The organism is Enterococcus sp. ZJ1622, assembly GCF_011038845.1.
Taxonomy (GTDB): domain Bacteria; phylum Bacillota; class Bacilli; order Lactobacillales; family Enterococcaceae; genus Enterococcus_B.
The window spans coordinates 137004-160046 of the sequence record NZ_JAAKDW010000008.1; the positions used below are offsets into that span (position 1 = coordinate 137004).

The following is a 23043-nucleotide window of genomic DNA, read 5'->3' on the forward strand; positions in this document are numbered from 1 at the left end:
AATGATGACGATGCTGGATTATATATACGAGGAGAAGGAATCTCTGTCTTCGATTTTAGCTTCGAGAGTAGAAAAGAATGATCTTTTACCGCAAAAACGATTCGAGAAAGTCTCTCATCTTCTGATTTTGGCAACTGGCTCTTCTTATAACGCCTGTCTGTCTGCAAAAACAGCACTTGAATCTTTAGGTGATGTGTTTGTGGATATCCAAGAACCTGCTCATTTCGAGCATTATGGTCGCTTATCTCCAGCTGTCGATCTAGTCTTAGCGGTTTCACAAAGCGGGAAAAGCGCATCGACGATCGAAGCCGTGAGAAAAATGAAAAAACAGGAAGTTTCCACGATTGCACTGACAAGTGATCCGACGAGCCCGCTTGCTTTAGAAACTGATCAGATCATTGATCTGGGGATCGGGATCGAAACAGTCGGTTTTGTCACGAAAGGCTATTCGGCAACAGTCTTGCAGCTGATCCTATTAGGAATAGACATCGGTAAAAGCAAACATCAGTTGGATGAAGAACGTGAAGCTGCTTATCTGACCGAACTGCAGCGAATCATTGATGATTTACCTAGGATCATCGAACAGACAGAACGTTTTTTCGAAGCAAATCAGTCTTTGTTCCGCTTAGCTAAGCGTTTTATCGCAATCGGCTACGGTCCGAACTGGGGAACCGCAAAAGAAGTAGAGACAAAATTCACTGAAACGATCCGCGAACCGTCCCAAGGCTTTGAGCTAGAAGCGTATATGCATGGACCATATTTAGAAGCAGATACTTCACACCTTCTGTTTTTCATCGATACGAATAGTGAAAACAGTGAACGCTTGGAGAAATTGAATCGTTATATGAGTCGATTCACAGGAGAGACATTCATGGTCACGACGAAAAAAAGCTCGAATGAAAAAGATCTCAGTCTAGACATCTCGTGCGAAGAAACAGTATCAGTTCTAGCATTGATCGTTCCATTTCAATTGCTGGCTTATCGGATCGCTACAGCTAAAGGGATTGATTTGAATACAAAGATTTTTGAAGACTTTGATGAAGTATTGAAAAGTAAAATTTAAGAGGTGGAAAACATGTTGAAATTCAATGAACAAAAACAGATCGATGAAATCAATGGGGCATTGGCCTTACGTCCGCAAGTAGAGAAGATCATAGACAAGTTGTATGGAGAAAAATTTGATAGTATCTATTACCTGGGGATTGGCGGGACCTATGCCTCAGCGATGCAAGCAGTCACTTATATGACGGGAAAAAGCAAACTGCCAGTCTATGTGCAACATGCAGCAGAGTATTATACATCGGGCAACAAACGATTGACAGAACGTTCGATCGTTGTTCTCTCCTCCGTCACGGGCACCACGCAAGAAGTCGTTCAAGCTGTCGAAGAAATCAAAAAGATCGGCGCAACGCTTGTTGGTTTTATCGATACAGCAGATAGCCCGCTGGCACATTTATGTGATGAAGTGATCACTTATCCGGCTCCAGGAACCGAGCAGATCAAATTCTTTATGGTAGCCGATCGCCTCATGCATCTGCATGGAGAGTTTGATGATTACGAGGATTATTATGAGGAATTAGAGAATCATTTAGCAAAAGGATTGACAGAAGCAGAGAAACAAGCAGATGCATTTGGTTTTACTTTTGCTGAAAAGCATCGGCATGATCCTATGCACTATTTCATTGGTGCGGGGAATCAATGGGGCGCTGTGTACTCTTATGCGATGTGTTACTGGGAAGAACAAAGCTGGCTTCCTTCAAAATCGATCCATGCAGCAGAATTCCTGCATGGAACACTTGAAATCGTCGAAGAAACAACCCCGGTTACTCTATTCTTAGGAGAAGACGAACAACGCGGATTATCGGAACGGGTAGCGGCACTTTTACCGAGGATCTGCAGCAATTACACATTGATCGACACAAAGGATTACCCAGTAAAAGGAATCAGTGAGAAATATCGCGGACGTGTTCTTTCCTTCTTGCTGATGCATGCAGTGACACAGCGAATCGATGCGCACGTGGAGCAGCTGAATTGCCATCCGCTGGAAATCCGACGTTATTATCGGCAGTTTGAATATTAAGAAGAGGCCGTGAAAAAGCTGTCCTGCATCAAGCAGGTACGTTGCATCATCGTATCACTGACGTTTTCCGTGACTTAACGCAATAGGAAAAATTTTATGGGTGTGGTTGTAACAATACTACACACTTTCATCACCAGTCATCCAAAGAAAAAAGCAACGGCGTGCGACTTCATTGTCGTACGCCGTTGCTTTTTCATTTATTTAATTTCCAAATCAGTAAGCACGTTTCTATTTTGTACATTGACATCGATCACGTTGTAAAAAGCATTGTTCGTATCCGCAACGTCCCATACTGCTAAGATCACATGATAGCCTAGACGGTCGCTTGGTACATTGACGGTATTCGTGATGCTTGTAGGAGGTGTTTTTCCACCATAATTCACTTCGCCGATCAATTGAAGCTCGTTACGAGAAATCGGCTTATTTGGATTCCAGCCGTTTTTAGTCATATAATAGTGCCATTTTGCCGTAGAGTGTGCCGCAGTAAATGTCCATTTGAATGTGTTTGAACCAGTTGAGATCGTACTTTTTTTCCACATAGAATCAGTTTGTTTATCTAAAACGAAATCGCCTACTGCGCCATTCGCTGATGCAATACGTCCATCTGCGGGCCCTGCTGAAGGAAATCCTTTTGGTGCTTCCAAGGATTGAGGTTCATTGATGACTAGCCCATATTTTTCAAATGCGGCATTCCAGTTGCTGTCTTTTTCTAGCGATCCTTTGTAGCCGCGACTTGCAGGCTGTTCGACATATCCATGTGCGAATGCGTCAACTGATGATAATGCAGTAAAACCAGTTGTAGCAAAAATGAGTCCCAATCCTAATAATGTGCTTTTTTTCATGATAAAATCCCTCCAGTTGATAAATATAGAATTGAAAAGGTTTTCTTTTCGTTGATTATCATAACGTGATTTATTGAGAAAAAAATATTTTGTATGTTATTGCAACAAAATATTTCAAAGTGAAAAAATCACACCGTTTTATTCAGCTTTTTTTCTTGGTAAATCTCCAGAAGCGACTCTTTCAACTCTAGAATATATTCCTTTGTAGAAGTTAATCCAAGCCATCCAAAAAAATCGATTCCCTCATCGATTTCACAAAGCTCAGATTTATCGCCGTCTGCTAATTTGTCCAAAGCGGTAAAAACTTTATAATGAGCAATATCTAAGGCAATCTTATGTGCTTGCGTCAGTTTGTGCAATTCAGATAGAAAGAGTTTTCTAAGGAACACAGATTCTCTATTAAAAGAAAGACGGATTCCATTCAGAATGAAATTAGATAACAATTCTGGATAATGTGTCGCATCTATGTATGTTTTCATTTTTGTTATGCTGTTCCTGAATGAATGGATGATATAGTCATCCTCAAAGATAAATAGACAATTAGAAAAAACCGTTAATTCAAAATGCCCCCAAGTATCGATTCCTTCAAGATAATGCTTGACAACGGTGATTTCTTCGTTCATGGATGCAGTAAAAGAAGTGCTGTATAAATAGCTGTTGATCAGCTTTCTTTGGGCGTAGAGCAGACGATAGTAGATGTTTCCAGTTTTTTCGAATTCATTGAGTAATTCTTGTTCTTGCGCTTTCGTGAGAGTTTTCGAGGTGACAAGATAACTCGTCAGCTTTTGTTTGTTAGAAAGGGAATTATTATTTAAAAGAAATTGGTATTCTTCTAATGTGACGTTCATTCGTTCGAGGTAGCTAACTAATAGTTCAAAACTGATTTTTGTACCTCTCGATTCGAATGCAGCCAAAGTACCACGTTGAGAAATACCATCGGTGAGCTGCTCTTGTGTCAGTCCCCGTTCTTTTCTCAACCTGCGGATTAATGAAGCATGTTTTGTCATAAGTAGGTTACCTCCAAAAAAACAAATTATGATTTACATTAAACATAGCATAATAACCTATTGACAACCGGTAAGATCATTTTTGTGTGATTTTGATGAAAAAGTGTGTTTTTCGATTGTTGTATTGATAGACAAAAAGCGCTCCTTCACTTTTGATATGGTTTACTAAGTCTTGTAAGACCAAATATGAAATGGAGGAAACAAGATGCGCACAAAAAGATTATTATTGTCTGCTGGTATTTTAGGAAGCTTGTTGGGAGGTGGTACAGTTTTTGCCGCCGATGCCGCCGATAAGATGCCTGATATCTCAAACAAACAGATTGCTGTAGGATATTATCACAATTGGGTGCCAGAACAGGGAGCGGGATATAGAGGAGGAATACCGGCAGCGACTGATTTGGAAAAAATCAATTCGTTTTATAATGTGATCTCTGTCGCTTTTATGAAGGGTGATGGGATACCTACCTTTGAACCTTATGACATCAGTGACACAGAATTCAGGAAAAAAGTAGCTTCTTTGAATGAAGAAGGTCGGGCAGTATTGATTTCTCTCGGAGGTGCAGATTCACATATTCAATTACATAACGGGCAGGAACAAGCCTTTGCAGATGAGATCATCCGGCTAGTCGAACGTTACGGATTTGATGGGTTGGACATCGACTTAGAGCAAAGTGCGATCACAGCAGGAGACAATCAGACTGTCATACCGAAAGCATTGAAGATTGTCCGTAGTCACTACGCTAAACAAGGGAAACATTTTATTATTTCTATGGCACCGGAATTCCCATATCTTAGAACTGGCGGAAGTTATGTTCCTTATCTGCAAGCATTAGAAAATGAATATGATTTCATCGCACCGCAATTATATAATCAGGCTGGTGACGGTTTAAGTATCGGCCACGAATGGATTGCGCAAAATAATGATAGTAGAAAATATGAGTTCTTATACGGGATGTCACAAGCCTTCGAAACTGGCGGGAGCGGATATGTAAGAATCCCAGCAAACAGACTAGCATTAGGCATCCCAGCCAACAATGATGCAGCGGCTAATGGATACGTCCAAGATCCTTCTGTCGTGTACCAAGTATTTGAACAAATGGAAAAAGAAAAAACCCCATTAAAAGGGCTGATGACTTGGAGTGTCAATTGGGATGAAGGGAAAAATTCAGCGGGTGTTTCTTATAATGAATCCTTTGCGAAAGCTTACCAAGGTCTGTTTAAAGAACAAGTCCCTGACAATGAAAAACCTTCACGTCCGACAAACCTGAGAGGAACAGCCACTACTTCATCGGTTACTTTATCATGGACGCCATCGACTGACAATGTACGAGTAGATCATTATAACATTTATGAAAATAATCGGCTTATCGGGACAAGTAATACCGCAAGTTACACACATCAGGGATTGAGACCAGATACGACTTATTCTTATACAGTTGAAGCGGTGGATCCATCAGGAAACCGATCGGATCGCTCAGCAGTATACCGTATCAAGACAAAAGAAGGGTCACAATTGCCTGCACCTTCGATCCCAGCTGATCTGGTCGTCAGAAATGTGACACAAACGACGATCCAGTTATCATGGAGAGCGAATGATTGGCAAGAAGAAGTCAGCCACTATGAAATCTATCGAAACAATCAGAGAATCGCTACTTCTGAGATGCCATCGTTTGTCGATACGCATCTCATGGCAGTCACGACCTACACTTATCAAGTCAGAGCTGTGAATGCAGCAGGTATCTCTGGCTTAAGCCAGCAAGTAGTAGCAACGACAAAAGACGACAGCAGCCAAGAAAATGCTTGGGTAGCAGGGACAACTTACAAAGTAGGTGATATCGTTACTTATAGAGGCAATCAATATCGTTGTCTGCAAACTCATACAGCTATTCCTACATGGGCTCCTGATTTAGCTCAAGCGTTATGGCAGCTGATCCAGTGAAAAGAGAAACACGTAGTTTAGATAAATGAATGAAGGAATAAAAAAGCAGCTGGGATTCAGTTTTCCCAGCCGCTTTTTTAGCAGTAAAGACAGTTTGTCCGCTTGTTCCATAATAAAAAGAGCCGGCAGTTTGCATCGGCTCTTTTTATCAAGATCGTTCTATGTAAGTTATGTCAAACTTGCATTATTTCATTGGGCTTGGGGGTGTAACATCCCAAGTACCGCCAGAAAGAGGTAATGGTAGCATATGTGTGCCCTCCCTTCTTTATATGTTACAAATGAAGTATAAAATAAAAATAGTTAGTTGAAACAAAATGTATAGTATTACAACAAAATATTATATTTTGTCAAGCGATAACTAACGTTTTTCTATGAAAAGAATGTCATTTTATAGTAAAATGGCTGCTTCTTGTTATTGAAGTTTAAACAAACACTTAAAACGCAGAAAATACAGACAATCTTCAAGCAAAGTGTACTATAATGGGAAATATCAATTATTTATTTGGAGGAATTTCCATGAGACAAAAAATTGCAGTTCTTGGCCCAGGTTCCTGGGGCACTGCTTTAGCACAAACATTAGCAGAAAATGGACATGAGGTACGCATCTGGGGGAATGTTCCTGAACAAATCGATGAAATCAATACGTACCATACCAACAAACACTTTTTGCCTGAGTTGAAAATTCCTGAATCGATCGTTGGATACAAGGAACTAGCAGAAGCAGTCGATGGTGTCGATGCGGTTTTGTTTGTAGTGCCAACAAAAGCGATCCGCTCAGTTGCACAAGAATTGATTGTAAAATTGAACACGAAACCTGTGATCATCCATGCGAGCAAAGGCTTGGAACAGGATACGCATAAACGCATCTCAGAAGTCCTTGCAGAAGAGATCCCAGAAGAGAAAAGACAAGCAATTGCTGTATTATCTGGCCCAAGCCATGCAGAAGAAGTAGCTGTACATGATATCACAACGATCACTGCAGCAAGTATCGACCAAAAAGCTGCTGCGTATGTGCAGGATTTGTTCATGAACGATTACTTTAGAATCTATACGAACAATGATGTGATCGGAGTCGAGACCGGAGCAGCATTGAAAAACATTATCGCGATCGGCGCTGGGGCAATTCACGGACTAGGCTTCGGAGATGATGCAAAAGCGGCGATCATGACTCGAGGATTAGCTGAGATCAGCCGTCTAGGTGTGGCGATGGGCGCCAATCCACTGACGTTTATTGGACTGAGTGGCGTCGGCGATCTGATCGTGACTTGTACAAGTGTCCATTCACGTAATTGGCGTGCAGGAAATCTCCTAGGACAAGGACATAACCTAGAGGAAGTCCTAGAAAACATGGGGATGGTCGTCGAAGGAGTCGCAACTACGAAGGCTGCTGTCGAATTAGCGAAACAGCTAGGCGTGGAAATGCCGATCACTGAAACGATTTACAATGTTTTGTATAATGGAGAAGACATTCGTCAAGCAGCAAAAGAAATCATGCTGCGCGACGGGAAAATGGAAAATGAGTTTTCTTTACGTTAAGATAAAGTGAACGAACAGGTGAAAGGACGAATGAGATGAAGGTCAGAAAAGCAGTGATTCCAGCAGCAGGTTTAGGTACACGTTTCTTGCCAGCAACAAAAGCGATGGCAAAAGAGATGCTCCCGATCATTGATAAGCCAACGATTCAATTCATCGTAGAAGAAGCACTGGAAGCAGGAATCGAGGATATCTTGATCGTGACAGGAAAAGCAAAACGGCCCATCGAAGATCATTTTGATGCCAATATCGAGCTAGAAACCAATCTTCGTGAAAAAGGAAAGACAGAACTGCTGAAACTAGTGGAAGAAACAACAGCAGTCAAGCTTCATTTTATCCGTCAGACTCATCCAAATGGACTGGGACATGCCGTTCTCCAAGCGAAAACGTTTGTAGGTGATGAACCTTTTGTCGTGATGTTAGGGGATGACCTGATGGTGGATGAAGTCCCATTGACGAAGCGATTGATGAACGATTACGAACAAACCTTGGCTTCGACCATTGCTGTCATGAAAGTCCCTCACGAAGAGACGTCGAAGTATGGGATCATTGATCCGAAAGATGGCGGACAGAATGGATTGTACGAGGTGAAAAGCTTTACCGAAAAGCCTGAACCTGACAAGGCCCCCAGTGATCTGGCGATTATCGGTCGTTATCTTTTGACACCAGAGATATTCGATCTTTTAGAGACGCAAAAGCCTGGTGCCGGAAATGAGATCCAGCTGACAGATGCGATCGATGAATTGAACAAGACACAAAACGTATATGCGCGGGAATTCAAAGGGAAACGTTATGATGTCGGGGATAAATTCGGCTATATGCAAACAAGTATCGAATATGGCTTACATCATCCTGAAATCGGAGAAGCATTGAGAGATTACCTTATCCGATTGAGCAAAGAACTAAGTGAAGAAAATCGGAAAAACGACTGATGTAGAGGTTGTGAGCCTGCCGTTTAACTCTGAGGCACAAGGAACAATTTCAAAAAACAGCTTCTCATGTTTTGCGAATATTGTGACTTGTGCCCGAGGAGTTGGTAGGAGAACACCGTGTGTGAGGTTGTGACAACTGCGTTCTGCTTTAAGGAATAAGGACACTGAACAGAAAATAGCTTCCCATATTTTACAAAATCGTGCCTTATTGCCGATAGGTAGGCTGTCTCTTGAACACTGTTTACTTGGTAAAAGAGATTGCGACAAGACTTTTGTCACAGCTCCTTGGATGATTGTCGCAGACTGCATTTTTTCTTTTTTATTGACAGTTTTTTTCATTCAGATTATGGTTAAAAAGGCACTCTGCCGGTCGGTAGGACCATTTAAGTTTTGCTTAAGGTATATAAAGGAATCTGAATACATAAGAAAAGGAACGACTTATGCAAAACGGAATACCTATTTCAATGACAGAAAATAATAAAGGTGTGTATCATTTATGGGAAATATAATTACAATAGCTCAATCGCTTCTTGATGGATTGAAGTGGCTGATGGAAGGCAGTAACTGGCTCTTTTTGACACCAGTACTCCTTATCAGCGGATATATCATGGTGCAGATGGCCAAGAAACGGGAGACCTTCTTGATCTTCATCTGGTATTTAGCTACAATCGCGATCGCAAGTTTGATGATCGAACTTGCTTGGGGCGGATGGGAAGCACTTATCTTTGCAGCTATATTCATTGTGCTGTATCTCTTCGTCTGCATCCCTCATTTCTTAAGAAGGTTGCATGTAGTAAAAAAAGGAAAGCATGCTGCGCCGTTACGTCCAACAAGAAACCAAATCAAAGAGAGAAAAACCAGATCATGAGTTCACGAGCTAGTTTGTGTAGCTTCGAACAGTAAAAAGATCAAGTAATATTACTCATCGGCGGTCAGACATAGGGATGTTCTGCCGCCTTTTTTGTACGCAAAAAAAACCAAAAAAAGTGAAATCATTTTTGAGATATAAGATTATTTAATTTGCTAGTTTAGGTAAAAATCGATACTAAAGTGTTATGTGGTTAGAAAAAAATGGCGAGTAAATAAATGTATTGTAAGTAGGTAATGGTGTTATTGTTATGTAAAGAAAACATACTAATGTTTTTTATCCGTTTCGCACTTGCGCTTAGGAGGGAGATTCCTTACAATGGGTTCAGATAGAAACAGCTGAATAAAAAAAGGCTCCCCGATACTTAGTTGGCGCTAAGTATCAGGGAATGACCAGTCACCTAGTACACCCTGACCGATCATTTTGCCATAGTCAATGCTGTGCATCGACCTTATTTATTGTACCTAATCTAAGGGGAGAATTCTACCCCTGTGTAGATATTTTCTAAGGTTGCGCGCTCGTTTATTTGCTATGTCAAGGTATTGGACAGATTGTCCAATACCTTTTTTGCGTGCAGCAGCGACTGACCAATCGCTTACTATCCATCTTCTGTTTTTTGTATATCCCTTAGGTTAGGCAGCTGTTTCTATTCATTGCAAGTAGAAAGACGTAGGAGAGAAAAATGAGTTTACGTTATTTTGATTACTATTATCAGCTTGAAGAAAAATTAAGGATAGAAGAACCTTTGATGGCGCAAGCAGGGAACTGGATCGCCCAGCAAATCGTTCTAGGCGGCAGGCTACAGATTTTTGCCAGTCGTACATTGAGTGGTGTGGCCTTTGAATTTTGGGAGCAGTTGCCGGAACTAGTACCTGGCATCTTGATCGAAAATCCGGCATCAGGTATTTATGAGACCCTTGAAGGAGCTGGACAAGCAATCATCAACCAAATCTCATCAAAACCGGAAGATATATTTTTACTGCTTTCCAATGAAGGGAGAAATCCAGCAATCATCGAACTTGCTCAATGGATCAAGGAACAAGGGCATACCTTGATCATCGTGACAGGATTTGACTTATCCAGAAGCATAAAATCCCAGCATAGCAGCGGTCTGCGTCTGTTTGAATTTGCCGATCTTGTATTGGATAACCACGCAAAACTGCATGATGCAGTGCTAACACTGCCTGAACTTGATCCGGCGATTTGCGGAACAGCTTCTGTTGCCACGATGTTTTTGCTTCAGCAGGTTTTGTATTTTACTGCGGCACAACTGATTCGGTAAACAACGAGCAGTTTTCCACAAATGAAATCAATGCGTCAGGTCAATTAGAGGTGTTTCACATAAAAAATGATGTTTTTGAAGGAAGAAAACGATTTTCTTTGACTGATCGTTTCTCTTGGTTTTTGTATAGTCGTTATTTAATAAGTGTGGATAACTTTGCATATAAGGGTTTTGTATGAGATAGAATGTATTATTTTTAGTTTGTTTCACAAAAGATCTTTTTCTGTGGAAGACAAAAAAAACAGCGGAAAAAGAGACAAGAAAGAATCAAGGCAGATTCTTTCTTGTCCCTTCATACACGTTGATGAAAGAGTCTTCCCCAAAACTCTTTACAGAGCAATTATAGTACATTTGTTATCATTATTGCAATGAAGATTACCTATCAGATAAAAAAAGTCTCCATCTATCCCTGTACTTTTTATGTTTTTTATACATAAAACAAAAAAATCACCTGTTTCGACAACGAGGATCATTGGATATTTATTACCTTTTTTCAAAAAAATAGAAAAAAATTCAATCTTGATGGCAGCTAAAAATGAAAAAAACAGATCAACTTTTTTGCGAATCTAAAAATAAAAAAAGAATTTTAATGTAAAATTCCAATAAAAAACAGATTATTTATTGAAGAAAAAACAACTTCAAAAGAATTTCTGAAATACTAGCAAAAAAATACAAAAAGTTATTTTCTAATAAAAAATTCATGTGTGGATGGAATTTTTCCTGTATAATTCGACATGATTATCCATTTTTTATTCATCACATTTTTTGTGGACAGAAAGGAAGAAATGCTTTTGAAGAAAAAAAATTCTTCGGGAAAACCTAAACGCGACCTCACAAAAATGACGACCCCTCATACGTACGTCATTATTTTTGGAGTCGTGGTTTTAGCATGGCTGTTGACGTTCATCGTCCCAGCTGGGAAATTCAGCACGCAAGATATCGAATATAAGGATGCGAATGGAGAGACGAGCACGCGTACGGTATTGCGGCAAGATTCTTTTCGTTATGCATATGAGTTAGATAAATCTTATGTATTCGATCAATTAGAAGAGCTTCAAGACAATCCAACGGAAAGAGAAAAATTAGATGTACCGGAAAAAGGATTGGAAGAAGTTATCGCCGATGGGGAAAAAAATCTGACGCAGGAGAAATTAGATGAGATTTCTTTGACGGATGATGTCCTTTACGACCATTACGGTGAGAATATTTATGATACATCGAAGAAATTGCATAAAACAGCCAAAGTTTGGGGAACAGATGATTTTGGTGGATTCGGGTTCTTGAATTTCGTGTTCGAGGGATTGGTTTCTGGTGACAAATACGGATCGGCTGTAGGGATTGCCGCACTTATTTTAGTGGTAGGTGGTGCATTTGGTATCATTATGCGTACCGGAGCAATAGATGCAGGGATCTATGCATTCATCAGTAAGACTCGCGGACTTGAACGTTTAGCTTTGCCCTTATTATTCTTTGCTTTTTCATTTGGTGGTGCCACATTCGGAATGGCAGAAGAAGTCATTCCATTTTCGATGGTCATGGTGCCGTTCGTTATCGCTTTGGGTTATGATTCCATTGTCGCAGTCACTGTGACCTATGTGGCTTCACAAGTCGGGAATGCGACATCCTGGATGAGCCCGTTCAGTGTGGCAGTGGCTCAAGGGATCGCCGGCATCCCCGTCTTGTCAGGGGCTACTTTCCGTTTGATCATGTGGGTGGTTGTCACCGCGCTTTCTGCCGGCTATTTGATGTTTTACGGCGAGAAAGTGCGGAAAAATCCGGAAAGCTCTTTGACCTACAAGTCGGATGATTATTTCCGTAATCATCTGAAGAAGACGAGCGATGAGCAAAAGGCATTCACTTTAGGGCACAAGCTGATTTTGGCTGAAATGCTGATCGTACTGATCTGGATCGTTTGGGGAGTGACGCAAAAAGGATATTATATTCCAGAAATCGCTTCTCAGTTCTTCGTCATGGGGCTTGCTGCCGGAATTATCGCAGTCATCTTCAAACTTGATGGCATGAAAATCAACGATATCGCTTCTTCCTTCCAGTCGGGAGCAGCAGATTTGGCTGGAACGGCAATCGTTGTCGGGATGGCAAAAGGGATCTTGCTTGTTTTAGGTGGTTCAGATGCGTCGGTACCATCCGCATTGAATACGATCCTTCATGGAATCGGTACTGCTTTGACAGGAGTTCCGGCGGTTATTGGTGCCTGGGCGATGTATGTATTCCAAAGCTTGTTCAATCTGGTCGTTACATCAAATTCCGGACAAGCTGCATTGACGATGCCGATCATGGCACCATTGGCAGATTTAGTTGGTGTTTCAAGACAGGTGGCTGTATTAGCTTATCAGCTTGGTTCAGGATTCATGGACGCATTCACCCCTGTTTCTGCAAGTCTGATCGGTGTACTTGGCGTGGCTCGTATCGAGTGGGCGAAATGGGCTCGTTTCCAAATAAAAATGCAGGGATTCTTTTTTATCTTAGGAACGATCTTTATCATGATTGCCATTGCGATCGGCTTACAATAAATTGATCATAAAAAAACTGCTTGGACAGTTTGAAAAAAAGCAGCTGTGCCGGAACAATGGCACAGCTTTTTTCAAAAGAAAGAGGGAAAAAGATGAAAATCATTCGTCAAATCGAAGTATATGCACCAGATTATTTAGGAAAAATGGACGTATTGCTTGCTGGAGGGAAAATCATCGCTTTAGAAGAGCAGCTGTCAGGAGGATATGGAGAAGTTGAAGTAGAGGAGCTGTCAGGTGAAGGCAAAATCTTGACTCCAGGTTTCATCGACTGCCATTTCCATATCTTAGGCGGTGGCGGAGAAGGCGGCTATCAGAACCGTACGCCGGAAGTCACGCTGAGTCAGTTGACGACAGCTGGCGTAACGACAGTCGTGGGGTGCCTAGGCACAGACGGAGAAGGACGAGACATGACCGCTTTGATCAGCAAAGCAAAAGGGCTTGAAGCAGAAGGGATCTCTACTTACATTTATGAAGGTTCTTATCGACTGCCTGTAAAGACTGTAACAGATTCGATCATCAAAGATTTCTTGACGATCGATAAAATCATCGGAATCGGTGAAATCGCGATCTCGGATCATCGGTCTTCTCAGCCAAGCTTTGAAGAATTCGCACGGGCAGTAGCTGATGCTCGCGTAGGCGGAATGTTATCAGGAAAAGCAGGGATCGTGAATGTCCATCTGGGCGGAGGAAAGAGAAAACTGGAATTACTGATGCGGATCATCGAAGAAACAGAAATACCGATCACACAGTTCTTGCCGACTCACGCCAATCGAACAGCTGAATTGTTCGAAGCTTGTATTGAATTTGCTAAAAAAGGTGGTACGATCGACTTCACAGCAAGCGAAGATCCGGATTTCTGGGAAAAGACAGATGGCGAAGTTCGTTTCAGCAAAGCACTGAAGCGATTGATCGAAGAAGGAATCTCTCTTGATAATTTCACTATGACTTCTGATGGCCAAGGAAGCTTGCCCTATTTTGACGAGAACAATCAGTTTATCGGATTAGGCGTAGGCAGCGCCAAAGCATTGCTTGTGGGAATCAAGGAAGCGGTCCAAAAAGAAAACATTCCTTTAGAGATCGCGCTTCGGGCTGTCACTTGCAATCCGGCACGCATATTGAAACTGGAACAAAAAGGAACAGTCAAAGTCGGAAATGACGCGGATCTGTGCATCCTTGACAAAGACACATTGGCTATCGATACAGTGATTGCTAAGGGTCAGATAATGGTTCAAGAAAAAGAAATAAAGACTTGGGGAACCTTCGAACGCACAATTTGATCAAACGTTTTCTTGAAAGGAGCGTTCTATTTGTCTGTTTATTGAGATGATGTTAACCTGATAATAGTTAGACAAACAAAATAAGGGAGGAAGTATGATGGCAGATTTAAAAGGACGTTCCGAAGACATGAAAGACAAAGTAGTAGGCGAAGGCAAAAAAGCTTACGGGAAAGCAACAGATGACAAGAGCAAAGAAACAGAAGGAAAAGCACAATCACTAGGTGCAGACGTCAAAGAAAAAGCGCGTGATCTTGGTGATGACATGAAAAAAGGCTTTGAAGATGTCAAAGAAAAATTCTCTCGAAAAGACGATAAAAAATAAAAAATGGCAGAAACACCGTTTATCTGGTGTTTCTGCTTTTTTTTAACCATCGAGTCTTTCAAACTTTTTATTTTTCAGTTCAAAGATTTCATCACAACGTCTGGCTACGTCCATTTCATGGGTAACGATAATGATACAGCGATTTTGTTCATGTGCGATCTCTTGGAAAAAATGAACGATATCTTGTGAAGTCGCTTCATCGAGATTTCCTGTTGGTTCATCTGCAACGATCAATTGATGCTCACAGCAGATGGCTCGTACGATCGCGACACGCTGCTGCTGTCCGCCTGAAAGTTTCGTCACTGGTTTTTTGACCAAGGCCTCATCGATTCCGACACGTGCCAGTCGATCCAAGGCGACCTGCCGGTAATTTGACTGTTTCGTTTTTGTGATCTCCATTGCTGTCAAGACATTATCGAGAGCGGACAAATAAGGTAATAGATTATAGGCTTGGAAGATGATCGAGACATCATTTTTTCGATAATTTCTCAAACCTATTTTAGAAAGTGGCTGTTCTTCATAATAAATCGTTCCTTCTTTTGGGGTGTCAAGGCCAGCGATTAGCGACAAAAATGTTGTTTTTCCCGAACCACTCGCTCCTAAAATAGCATACATTTTTCCAGCTTCAAAATTCAGGTCCACCTCCTGATAAAGCGCATCTTGCGGTTCCTGATACCAAAATCCTAAATTTTCTGTTCGTAGCATCGAATGCCTCCTTTAATTCAATAAAATTTTTCTTGGATTCAATCTCAAAATGCCAATAGATGCTAAGAAGACTGAAAGCAAGCTGATACCAAATGCCATCCCGGCTAATAATCCAAGCTGAGCAGGCTGTACATTGATTTTCAATTCGCTGACTTTGTCAGAAATAGTGAACGGATTGATGTTTTCGCCTTTTTGTCCGCTAGGTGATTGGTTGCCGCCAGCCATCTGTTTTCCGCCAGGTATTTGTCCCTGGCTGGGCGTTTCTTGATTTTGAGCCGCTGTTTCTGTTTGCTGATCCAGCAGTTGTTGCCCCACCGCATTAGCCACGACATTCCCGCTGAAAGAAGCGATACCCAATGCGAAGATCATACAAAGAGCGACTTCTGTAAACAATTGCAGGATGATTTTACTCCTTGACTCGCCTAATGAAAGTAAAACACCCAATTCATGCCGGCGTTCTCGGATCGTGATCATGATGATCAAGGTCAAAATGATGATACCGGCTACTGCTACGAGCAAGACGACATTTTTAGAAAAACTAGCAACATTGTTCAAAGGTTCCAGCATGGATTGATACATGGCATCATTCGACTGCAGACTGAAAGTATCTGTATCGATCAGCTTTTCTGCCTCTGCAGTAAATGAAGACATCTTGTCTGGATCAGCTAACGTATAAACTGCTGAGTCAATGGTCTCGTCATCAGAAGTGCCATTCAATTCATTAGCAAAGGTATAAGAAGTGTATAAGGTATTCGAGGGATTCATGAAATTGAATCGCATGCCCATACTGCTACTTGATTCACTTGATTCGTAAATCCCTTTTATGGTCATTTCATAAGTCGTATCCTCATCTTCAGAACTTGTGATCGTGAAGGTATCGCCAACAGCTAAGTCGTTTGCTTTTGCCAATGTAGCATCGATCACGACATTGTTCGTTGTTTTATCACTAGCATCGATTCCTTTGCCCTCAGTGATTTTTGCTGTGCCGTCCGTAAAGCTGCTGGTTTGTGCAGTAGCCGAAACACCGCTGATCTGAAAATCGGCTTGAGTCATCGGTTTCCTGCTATCCATAGTGCCAGCTGGCTGATCGCTTTCTTCGGTTCCAGTGCTGTCTGAAGAATCTGATGTTTCGGAACTGGAAATCGGAGTGATCCCGCTTTTAGCCATAGCTGATGCAGAACTTTCAAAAGAATAGCTTTTGACATTTGCTAAGGAAGCAATTTTTTCTGCATCGCTTATTGAGACTGGTGTCAGTGAAAAGCTCCCCGGATCCGGCCGTTCGGTAGATGTCGTGCCCTCTGAAGCATCTCCTTCCTGTTTTTTAAAAGAAGCTTCCCGATTGGCACTTAAAGTCACTGTGGCACCAGCCTCTTTTTTTGCCTGAGCTGCTGCCTGTTCAGCAGCACTTCGTATAGTGAGCCCAGCAAGCACAAAAATGAGGATTGCTGTAAAAACGGCAAACAGCAAGAACGAACGTCCCCATTTCGCTTTCGTGCTTTTCAACGCACGCTTTATAAAATTCATCTGTTGCATCCCTCCTAGTCAATGAAACAAAGGATAAGGCCTATAACTTAAAGCTAACTTAAAAATATTACTTTCTAAGTCACTTAGGCGTCCGATCTATCTTGTATAAAATCGAGCTATAGTTATTGTGGAAAATGTGGTAGAATGGAAGAAGTATGTTTCTGATCGGTGATGAAGAATCAAATACGCACAGTTTCAACAAGGAGCTGCTGTCGTATCGCTCAAAAAAGCGCTGATACTAGCGATTTGTTTATTTTGTTGTATAATAATGAAGAACAGCCAATTGGGAATTTTATCCGATCCGGCTCTAGTGTTGGCAAAAAGATTCGGCCTGCATGCCTTGTTCGAAGGAAAAAAGTAAAGACAAGGGCAGCATTTGAACCGTGTTCCTCATTTTTTGCTGTGATAGATAAAAATAGGACAACTGTTTATTGGCTCGAATCATATAGTTAGTGAAAGAAGAGAATCGACGTTTTTAAACTTAAACGTCATAAGAAGAGGTGAAATTTGTGAGTACCATTAAAATTATCCCATTAGGCGGCGTACGTGAAAATGGAAAAAACATGTATATCGCAGAAGTGGGAGAGGATATTTTTATCTTAGATTGTGGTCTGAAATATCCGGAAAACGAGCTTTTAGGAATTGATGTCGTCATTCCTGACTTTACGTATCTTGAAGAAAACATTGATCGTGTAGCCGGTGTCTTTTTGACCCATGGACACGCGGATGCGATCGGCGCATTGCCTTATCTGTTATCGAAAATCACTGTGCCGGTATTCGGTACGGAATTGACGATCGAACTGGCAAAATTAAGTGTGAGCCGAAATGAGGCAGCAAAAGGGTTCAAAGATTTCCATGTAGTAGATGAACATACGGAGATCGATTTTGGTGAAACGATCGTCAGCTTCTTCCGCACGACGCATACGATCCCCGATTCTGTCGGGATCAATTTGAAAACCAAAGAAGGCAATATCGTCTACACAGGTGATTTCAAATTTGATCAGACAGCGATCCCGATGTACCATACGGACTATGCGCGTCTAGCAGAAATCGGAAAAGAAGGTGTTCTGGCATTATTAAGTGAATCAGCAAACGCAGAAAATGCGGTGCCGGTTGCTTCAGAATTACAGATCGCCGATGAAGTCTTCGATACGATCAAATACTGGGAAGGACGGATCATCGTCGCCTGTGTGGCAAGTAATCTGCAACGTGTTCAGCAAGTATTGGACGCTGCGGCAAAAGCGCAAAGAAAAGTCGTGCTGACAGGACAAGATTTTGAACGGATCATCCGAACAGCGATGCGTTTGGAAAAACTGCAGCTGCCTAGTGAGGATCTGTTAGTCACGTTGAAAGACATGAAAAATTATGATCCAGAAGAACTGATCATTTTAGAGACTGGACGGATGGGTGAGCCAATCAAGTCTTTACAAAAAATGGCAAACGGCACGCATCGGACGATCAAGATCGAAGAAGGGGACCTAGTGTATATCACTACGACACCAAGTATCGCGATGGAAACAATGGTCGCTAAGACAGAAGACATGATCTATCGGGCAGGTGGGTCCGTAAAACTGATCTCTGAGAACATGCGTGTCTCCGGTCATGCTAATCCACACGATCTCCAACTGATGCTTAATTTGATGAAACCTACTTACTTTATTCCTGTCCAAGGAGAATACCGTGAGCTAGCGGCACATGCGGATTTGGCGCATGCCGTCGGGATTCCTTACAAAAACATCTATATCACCGGGCGAGGAGATGTTTTAGAGTATAAGAACCAACGAATGAGTGTCGCTGGATCGATCAGTGCAGAAAACATCATGATCGACGGACTTGGTGTAGGAGATATCGGTAATATCGTTTTGAGAGATCGTAAAGTCTTATCAGAAGACGGGATTTTCGTTGCAGTAGTGACCATCAGCCGACGTGAGAAGAAAATCGTTTCGAAACCTCAAATCACTTCAAGAGGATTTGTCTATGTCAAAGCAAGTCGTGACCTGATGAAAGAAAGCAGTAATATGATCGAAGCAATCGTCGAAAAACATCTTGAAAGCAGCGACTTCGAATGGAGTAAGCTGAAACAAGATATTCGAGATCAATTAGGCCGTTATTTGTTTGAACAAACGAAACGCCGACCAGTGATCTTACCAGTTATCATGGAAGCAACACAAAGACGTGGGAAAAGGTAATCACGAAGGTTAAGAAAAACTGTTCTGCAAGGAGCAACAAAGTCATCATCCAAGAATATCTAAGAGACTAGGACAGTACCCTAGTCTCTTTTTGCTTGTTGGAATTTCACCAAAACAAATCATTTTCTGTCCATACGCATGTAGGCATATAATGAGCAGAACATGATTGATAGGAGAGAAGAAAATGGAAAAAACAGCAGTAGAAAAATATCTGGATCAGCAAAACATCGCATATGATCCAATAAACTTTGGGGACATCGTCGAAGAAGCCTTTGAATCAGAGTTGAGAAAACGAAACATCGATCCAGAAATCGTCTGTAAGACATTAGTCCTTAAAGGCAACAAATCGGGCGTGATCGTGGCGTTGCTTCCTTTAATGAAGCATTTAGATTACAAAAAAACCAGAAAGATCACCAAAGACCGTAAAGTCGGCTTTCCTGGAATGGATTTTGTGATGGAACATACAGGATATCCTCATGGAGCAAATACACCGATAGGGATCAAGATGCAGCATCCCAACTATATTTTTTTAGCGGATCAGTCGTTGGAAGAAATGAAAGAAATCGTCGTTTCTAGTGGAGAAATCGGACGGAGCATCAAGATTTCAGTCAAAGATCTGGAAGCAGTCGTCCAGATGCGATATGCGGATATCTTAATAGAGAACGCCTAGAAGCAAATCCTTTTAAATGATTCGTCCGTGAATAAAAATATATCTGCTTAGTACTTGGTGCAAGCTGTATTATCTGTTACAATTATCTCGTATATACTGTACTATTATTTGGAGAAAATAAAATAGTGTCGGCTATTTTTTTCTTAAATTAATCAAGTTGGAATCGGTTTATTTTAGTAAAGATACAGCATGAAGAAAGTGTGAGGAGTGAAAAAATGAAAATAACTTATCACGGACATTCTTGTCTAGCCCTTGAGATGGAAAACGGGCAGCGTGTCATCATCGATCCGTTTATCACAGGAAATCCAATGACGGACTTGGACGCTGAAGAAGTCGAAGCAGACTGGATATTGGTGACTCATGGACACAGCGATCATATAGGTGATATGATCCCTATCGCAAAAAACAACGATGCAACGATCATCAGTATCGTGGAAATTGCAGATTATGCGCAAAGCCGCGGAGTGAAAGCTTTTGGGATGAATATCGGCGGAAAGCACGAATTTCCTTTCGGCACAGTGAAGTTTGTCCATGCACAGCATAGTTCAAGTTATGAAGTAGATGGAATCGTTCAGTACATGGGAGAACCAAGCGGGATCGTCCTGCAAGCAGATGGGAAGACGATTTATCATGCCGGAGATACAGCAGATTTTAGTGATCTGTCTTTATTGGCAGAACAGTTTTCTATCGATGTAGCCTTCTTACCGATTGGAGACAACTATACCATGGGGCCAAAAGACGCAGCTAGAGCAGCCAAACGGATCAAGGCAAAAAAAGTCGTACCGATCCATTACAATACGTTCCCTGTGATCGAGCAGGATCCGCAAACATTCATTGAACGATTGAGTGGCAGTGAAGGAAAAATAATGAGCGTTTCTGAAACGCTGGAAGTGTAGGGGAAAAATGGCAACGAAACATGACTTGATTTTAGAATATATCGAAAGTCTTCCAGTCGGGAATCGTATTTCTGTTCGCAGCATTGCCAAAGAATTGAATGTCAGTGAAGGAACTGCTTATCGTGCGATCAAAGATGCAGAAAATGCCGGGCTAGTCTCTACGATCCAGCGAGTAGGAACGATTCGTATCGAACGGAAACTGAAAAAACACATCGAACGCCTGACATTCGGTGAAGTTGTGCGGATCATTGAAGGAGACGTATTGGGCGGTGCTTCTGGATTAGACAAAGTACTGAACAAATTTGTCATCGGTGCGATGACAAAGCATGCGATGGAACGCTATATCACACCCGGTTCCCTGATGATCGTCGGAAACCGCGCAGATGTACAAAAACTGGCTTTGGAAGACGGCGCTGCGGTATTGATCACTGGAGGATTTGATACAACTCCGGAGATATCGCAGCTGGCTGATGAGCTGGAAATGCCGATCTTACGGACAAGCTATGATACATTTACGGTAGCCACAATGATCAATCGGGCCCTGAGCGATCATCTGATCAAAAAAGACATCATGCTTGTCAGCGATATCTATATGTCCGCGGAAAAAACACATTATCTGCTGCAGACAGATACAGTCGCTGATTATCAGCGCTTATCCGAAAAAACACAGCATTCACGTTTTCCTGTAGTCAACAGACACCAGCGACTGATGGGGATCGTTACAGCAAAAGACATCTTGGGGAAATCGCCTACGCAAATCATCGAACGCATCATGACCAAAGAACCGATCAGTGTGAAAAAAACGATGAGCATCGCATCTGTCAGTCATCAGATGATCTGGGATGGATTGGAAGTAATGCCGGTAGTATCTGACGACTTGACTTTGGAGGGGTTGATCACGCGGCAAGATGTGATGAAAGCCATGCAGCTTGTTCAAAGGCAGCCGCAGATCGCGGATACCATTTCGGATCAGATTTCTGGCGGTATCCAGACGATCGAGACAGATCGCGAAGGAAATCGGCTAGCTGATCCAAAATTCAAATTCATGGTGACGCCGCAGATGGTCAATGGTGTCGGAACCATCTCTTTCGGTGTGTTGAGTGAGATCCTCTCTGATGTCGCCCAAAAAACAATGATCATGAATCAGAAGAGGAATATCTTGATTGAACAGATCAACTTACATTATCTTCGACTGATCCAGTTAGAAAGCGAGCTAGATATTCGTCCGCGTGTTTTAGAGATCGGTCGCAGATCTGCTAAACTGGATATCGAAGTATTTATCGAAAATACGATTGTGACAAAGGCAATCGTTGTGTGCCAAGTAATGGAACGCTCCTAAAGAACAAGAAGAGCTCAAGAAAGCAGGAAAAAAATGACAGTACAGCAAGAAATAATCACCGAAATCAAAAAATATGACCGAATCATCATCCACAGACATCAGCGTCCTGATCCTGATGCGCTCGGATCTCAAGTCGGTCTAGCAGAGATATTGAGAGCGAGCTTTCCGGAAAAAGAGATCCATCAAGTGGGGGAAACAGTCGAAGGACTTCGTTTTCTAGCTGAAATGGAAAAAGTAGAAGATGCATTTTATCAAGGTGCACTAGTGATCGTTACCGATACAGCAAATTCTCCAAGAATCAGTGACAAGCGCTATGACCTTGGCGACAAGCTGATCAAAATCGACCATCACCCGAATGATGAGCCTTACGGTAATCTTGTATGGGTAGATACGACCGCAAGCAGCTGCAGTGAAATGATCGCAGAATTCGCCTTGATGTTCCCAGAAGAATTGACGATCAATGCGCATGCCGCGCGTCTGCTTTACGCAGGGATAGTAGGGGATACTGGCCGATTTTTATATCCTGCTACAACGCCAAGGACATTACAGATCGCAGCTGTTTTGATGACTTATCCATTTGATGCAAGTGCTTTGAATCGGGAAATCGAACAAATGCCTATGAAAGTGGCGAAGCTTTCAGGCTATCTCTACCAGAACATCGAAGTCGATGAAAATGGTGCTGGCCGAGTCATTTTGTCTCAAGAAGTATTGGATCATTATCAAATAGATGATTCTGAGACAGCGTCGATCGTTTCATTGCCTGGAGTGATTGATGAAGTGATGGCATGGGGGATATTCGTGCAGCAGCCAGAAGGATATTATCGCGTGCGCTTGCGTTCAAAAGGACCTGTCATCAATGAATTAGCCAAAAAACATCATGGTGGCGGGCACCCCTTAGCAAGTGGAGCAAACGCAAAAGATATGGACGAAATCAACGAAATCTATGAAGAAATCCAACTGCTTTGCCAACAATACAAACAATAAATTACAAAGCAAGTAGAGACTGGAGAAAATGAAACTCCGGCCTCTTTTTGTATTAAAAATCACAAAGATCTCTTTTCAAACTCGTTTTTTTCCGTTACAATGATGCTCAATCAAACATTTAAA

The 23043-nt window shown here is 41.9% G+C and carries 19 protein-coding genes; 15 read left to right on the plus strand and 4 right to left on the minus strand.

All coding sequences use genetic code 11. The annotated features are described in order from the left end of the window. The first annotated feature begins 1 nt into the window (after nucleotide 1). Both G7Y42_RS09370 and G7Y42_RS09375 read left to right on the plus strand, forming a co-directional pair. Complete coding sequence (locus G7Y42_RS09370) at nucleotides 2-1063, plus strand: SIS domain-containing protein (protein WP_165005579.1); 1062 nt, start codon at nucleotides 2-4, stop codon at nucleotides 1061-1063. A gap of 12 nt (nucleotides 1064-1075) precedes the next feature. Next, entirely contained in the window at nucleotides 1076-2080 is a 1005-nt protein-coding gene (locus tag G7Y42_RS09375; RefSeq protein WP_165005580.1) for an SIS domain-containing protein, read from the plus strand. Nucleotides 2081-2277: 197 nt separating this feature from the next. On the opposite strand, the gene G7Y42_RS09380 is transcribed toward G7Y42_RS09375, so the two are convergent. After that, the gene (locus G7Y42_RS09380; RefSeq protein WP_165005581.1) at nucleotides 2278-2922 is read right to left on the minus strand and encodes a lytic polysaccharide monooxygenase; all 645 of its coding nucleotides are present in this window, start codon (nucleotides 2920-2922) and stop codon (nucleotides 2278-2280) included. Nucleotides 2923-3050: 128 nt separating this feature from the next. Further along, the gene (locus G7Y42_RS09385; RefSeq protein ID WP_165005582.1) at nucleotides 3051-3929 is read right to left on the minus strand and encodes a helix-turn-helix domain-containing protein; all 879 of its coding nucleotides are present in this window, start codon (nucleotides 3927-3929) and stop codon (nucleotides 3051-3053) included. A gap of 205 nt (nucleotides 3930-4134) precedes the next feature. On the opposite strand from G7Y42_RS09385, the gene G7Y42_RS09390 reads away from it, so the two are divergent. The 8 genes from G7Y42_RS09390 (at nucleotide 4135) to G7Y42_RS09425 (ending at nucleotide 14613) form a co-directional block, all read left to right on the plus strand. Further along, nucleotides 4135-5868, plus strand: coding sequence for a glycosyl hydrolase family 18 protein (locus G7Y42_RS09390; protein WP_165005583.1), 1734 nt, complete (start codon nucleotides 4135-4137; stop codon nucleotides 5866-5868). Nucleotides 5869-6384: 516 nt separating this feature from the next. Then, nucleotides 6385-7404, plus strand: coding sequence for an NAD(P)H-dependent glycerol-3-phosphate dehydrogenase (locus tag G7Y42_RS09395; protein ID WP_165005585.1), 1020 nt, complete (start codon nucleotides 6385-6387; stop codon nucleotides 7402-7404). A 35-nt stretch (nucleotides 7405-7439) separates the two neighbouring features. Beyond that, nucleotides 7440-8333, plus strand: a complete 894-nt coding sequence (gene galU, locus G7Y42_RS09400) for a UTP--glucose-1-phosphate uridylyltransferase GalU (RefSeq protein WP_165005587.1) — start codon at nucleotides 7440-7442, stop codon at nucleotides 8331-8333. Nucleotides 8334-8829: 496 nt separating this feature from the next. Continuing rightward, on the plus strand, nucleotides 8830-9201 hold the full coding sequence (locus G7Y42_RS09405) for a hypothetical protein (RefSeq protein ID WP_165005589.1): 372 nt from the start codon (nucleotides 8830-8832) through the stop codon (nucleotides 9199-9201). Nucleotides 9202-9883: 682 nt separating this feature from the next. Next, nucleotides 9884-10483, plus strand: a complete 600-nt coding sequence (locus G7Y42_RS09410) for an SIS domain-containing protein (RefSeq protein ID WP_165005590.1) — start codon at nucleotides 9884-9886, stop codon at nucleotides 10481-10483. 791 nt (nucleotides 10484-11274) lie between these two features. Continuing rightward, nucleotides 11275-13014 (plus strand): putative basic amino acid antiporter YfcC, encoded by a 1740-nt coding sequence (gene yfcC / locus G7Y42_RS09415; RefSeq protein ID WP_165005592.1) that lies wholly within the window; start codon nucleotides 11275-11277, stop codon nucleotides 13012-13014. Between the two features lie 92 nt (nucleotides 13015-13106). After that, on the plus strand, nucleotides 13107-14291 hold the full coding sequence (gene iadA / locus G7Y42_RS09420) for a beta-aspartyl-peptidase (RefSeq protein WP_165005594.1): 1185 nt from the start codon (nucleotides 13107-13109) through the stop codon (nucleotides 14289-14291). 97 nt (nucleotides 14292-14388) lie between these two features. Continuing rightward, on the plus strand, nucleotides 14389-14613 hold the full coding sequence (locus G7Y42_RS09425; protein ID WP_165005596.1) for a CsbD family protein: 225 nt from the start codon (nucleotides 14389-14391) through the stop codon (nucleotides 14611-14613). 42 nt (nucleotides 14614-14655) lie between these two features. Here the strand turns inward: G7Y42_RS09425 and G7Y42_RS09430 are convergent, their stop codons facing one another. Both G7Y42_RS09430 and G7Y42_RS09435 read right to left on the minus strand, forming a co-directional pair. Then, on the minus strand, nucleotides 14656-15318 hold the full coding sequence (locus G7Y42_RS09430) for an ABC transporter ATP-binding protein (protein WP_165005597.1): 663 nt from the start codon (nucleotides 15316-15318) through the stop codon (nucleotides 14656-14658). Between the two features lie 12 nt (nucleotides 15319-15330). Further along, a complete protein-coding gene (locus G7Y42_RS09435) occupies nucleotides 15331-16842 on the minus strand; it encodes an ABC transporter permease (protein ID WP_165005598.1) in 1512 nt (503 codons plus the stop codon). Between the two features lie 509 nt (nucleotides 16843-17351). On the opposite strand from G7Y42_RS09435, the gene G7Y42_RS09440 reads away from it, so the two are divergent. The 5 genes from G7Y42_RS09440 to G7Y42_RS09460 all read left to right on the plus strand — a co-directional run bounded on the left by G7Y42_RS09440 (nucleotide 17352) and on the right by G7Y42_RS09460 (nucleotide 22920). Further along, a complete protein-coding gene (locus G7Y42_RS09440) occupies nucleotides 17352-19031 on the plus strand; it encodes a ribonuclease J (protein WP_165005599.1) in 1680 nt (559 codons plus the stop codon). Nucleotides 19032-19215: 184 nt separating this feature from the next. Then, nucleotides 19216-19701 carry a YbaK/EbsC family protein gene (locus G7Y42_RS09445; protein ID WP_165005600.1) on the plus strand — a complete coding sequence of 162 codons (486 nt, stop codon included), beginning with the start codon at nucleotides 19216-19218 and terminating at the stop codon, nucleotides 19699-19701. Nucleotides 19702-19916: 215 nt separating this feature from the next. Beyond that, the gene (locus tag G7Y42_RS09450; RefSeq protein WP_165005601.1) at nucleotides 19917-20597 is read left to right on the plus strand and encodes a metal-dependent hydrolase; all 681 of its coding nucleotides are present in this window, start codon (nucleotides 19917-19919) and stop codon (nucleotides 20595-20597) included. Nucleotides 20598-20604: 7 nt separating this feature from the next. Next, nucleotides 20605-21936 (plus strand): DRTGG domain-containing protein, encoded by a 1332-nt coding sequence (locus G7Y42_RS09455; protein ID WP_165005602.1) that lies wholly within the window; start codon nucleotides 20605-20607, stop codon nucleotides 21934-21936. A 33-nt stretch (nucleotides 21937-21969) separates the two neighbouring features. After that, entirely contained in the window at nucleotides 21970-22920 is a 951-nt protein-coding gene (locus G7Y42_RS09460) for a bifunctional oligoribonuclease/PAP phosphatase NrnA (protein ID WP_165005603.1), read from the plus strand. Nucleotides 22921-23043 lie beyond the last annotated feature (123 nt).

Bases quoted from the DNA above. Each gene is read 5' to 3' on its own strand.
- G7Y42_RS09390 (WP_165005583.1), top strand. From the start codon at position 4,135: ATGCGCACAAAAAGATTATTATTGTCTGCTGGTATTTTAGGAAGCTTG.
- G7Y42_RS09410 (WP_165005590.1), top strand. From the start codon at position 9,884: ATGAGTTTACGTTATTTTGATTACTATTATCAGCTTGAAGAAAAATTA.
- G7Y42_RS09395 (WP_165005585.1), top strand. From the start codon at position 6,385: ATGAGACAAAAAATTGCAGTTCTTGGCCCAGGTTCCTGGGGCACTGCT.
- G7Y42_RS09430 (WP_165005597.1), bottom strand. From the start codon at position 15,318: ATGCTACGAACAGAAAATTTAGGATTTTGGTATCAGGAACCGCAAGAT.
- G7Y42_RS09450 (WP_165005601.1), top strand. From the start codon at position 19,917: ATGAAAATAACTTATCACGGACATTCTTGTCTAGCCCTTGAGATGGAA.
- G7Y42_RS09425 (WP_165005596.1), top strand. From the start codon at position 14,389: ATGGCAGATTTAAAAGGACGTTCCGAAGACATGAAAGACAAAGTAGTA.
- G7Y42_RS09370 (WP_165005579.1), top strand. From the start codon at position 2: ATGATGACGATGCTGGATTATATATACGAGGAGAAGGAATCTCTGTCT.
- G7Y42_RS09435 (WP_165005598.1), bottom strand. From the start codon at position 16,842: ATGAATTTTATAAAGCGTGCGTTGAAAAGCACGAAAGCGAAATGGGGA.
- G7Y42_RS09375 (WP_165005580.1), top strand. From the start codon at position 1,076: ATGTTGAAATTCAATGAACAAAAACAGATCGATGAAATCAATGGGGCA.
- iadA (WP_165005594.1), top strand. From the start codon at position 13,107: ATGAAAATCATTCGTCAAATCGAAGTATATGCACCAGATTATTTAGGA.
- G7Y42_RS09455 (WP_165005602.1), top strand. From the start codon at position 20,605: ATGGCAACGAAACATGACTTGATTTTAGAATATATCGAAAGTCTTCCA.
- G7Y42_RS09380 (WP_165005581.1), bottom strand. From the start codon at position 2,922: ATGAAAAAAAGCACATTATTAGGATTGGGACTCATTTTTGCTACAACT.
- G7Y42_RS09445 (WP_165005600.1), top strand. From the start codon at position 19,216: ATGGAAAAAACAGCAGTAGAAAAATATCTGGATCAGCAAAACATCGCA.
- G7Y42_RS09385 (WP_165005582.1), bottom strand. From the start codon at position 3,929: ATGACAAAACATGCTTCATTAATCCGCAGGTTGAGAAAAGAACGGGGA.
- G7Y42_RS09405 (WP_165005589.1), top strand. From the start codon at position 8,830: ATGGGAAATATAATTACAATAGCTCAATCGCTTCTTGATGGATTGAAG.
- galU (WP_165005587.1), top strand. From the start codon at position 7,440: ATGAAGGTCAGAAAAGCAGTGATTCCAGCAGCAGGTTTAGGTACACGT.
- G7Y42_RS09460 (WP_165005603.1), top strand. From the start codon at position 21,970: ATGACAGTACAGCAAGAAATAATCACCGAAATCAAAAAATATGACCGA.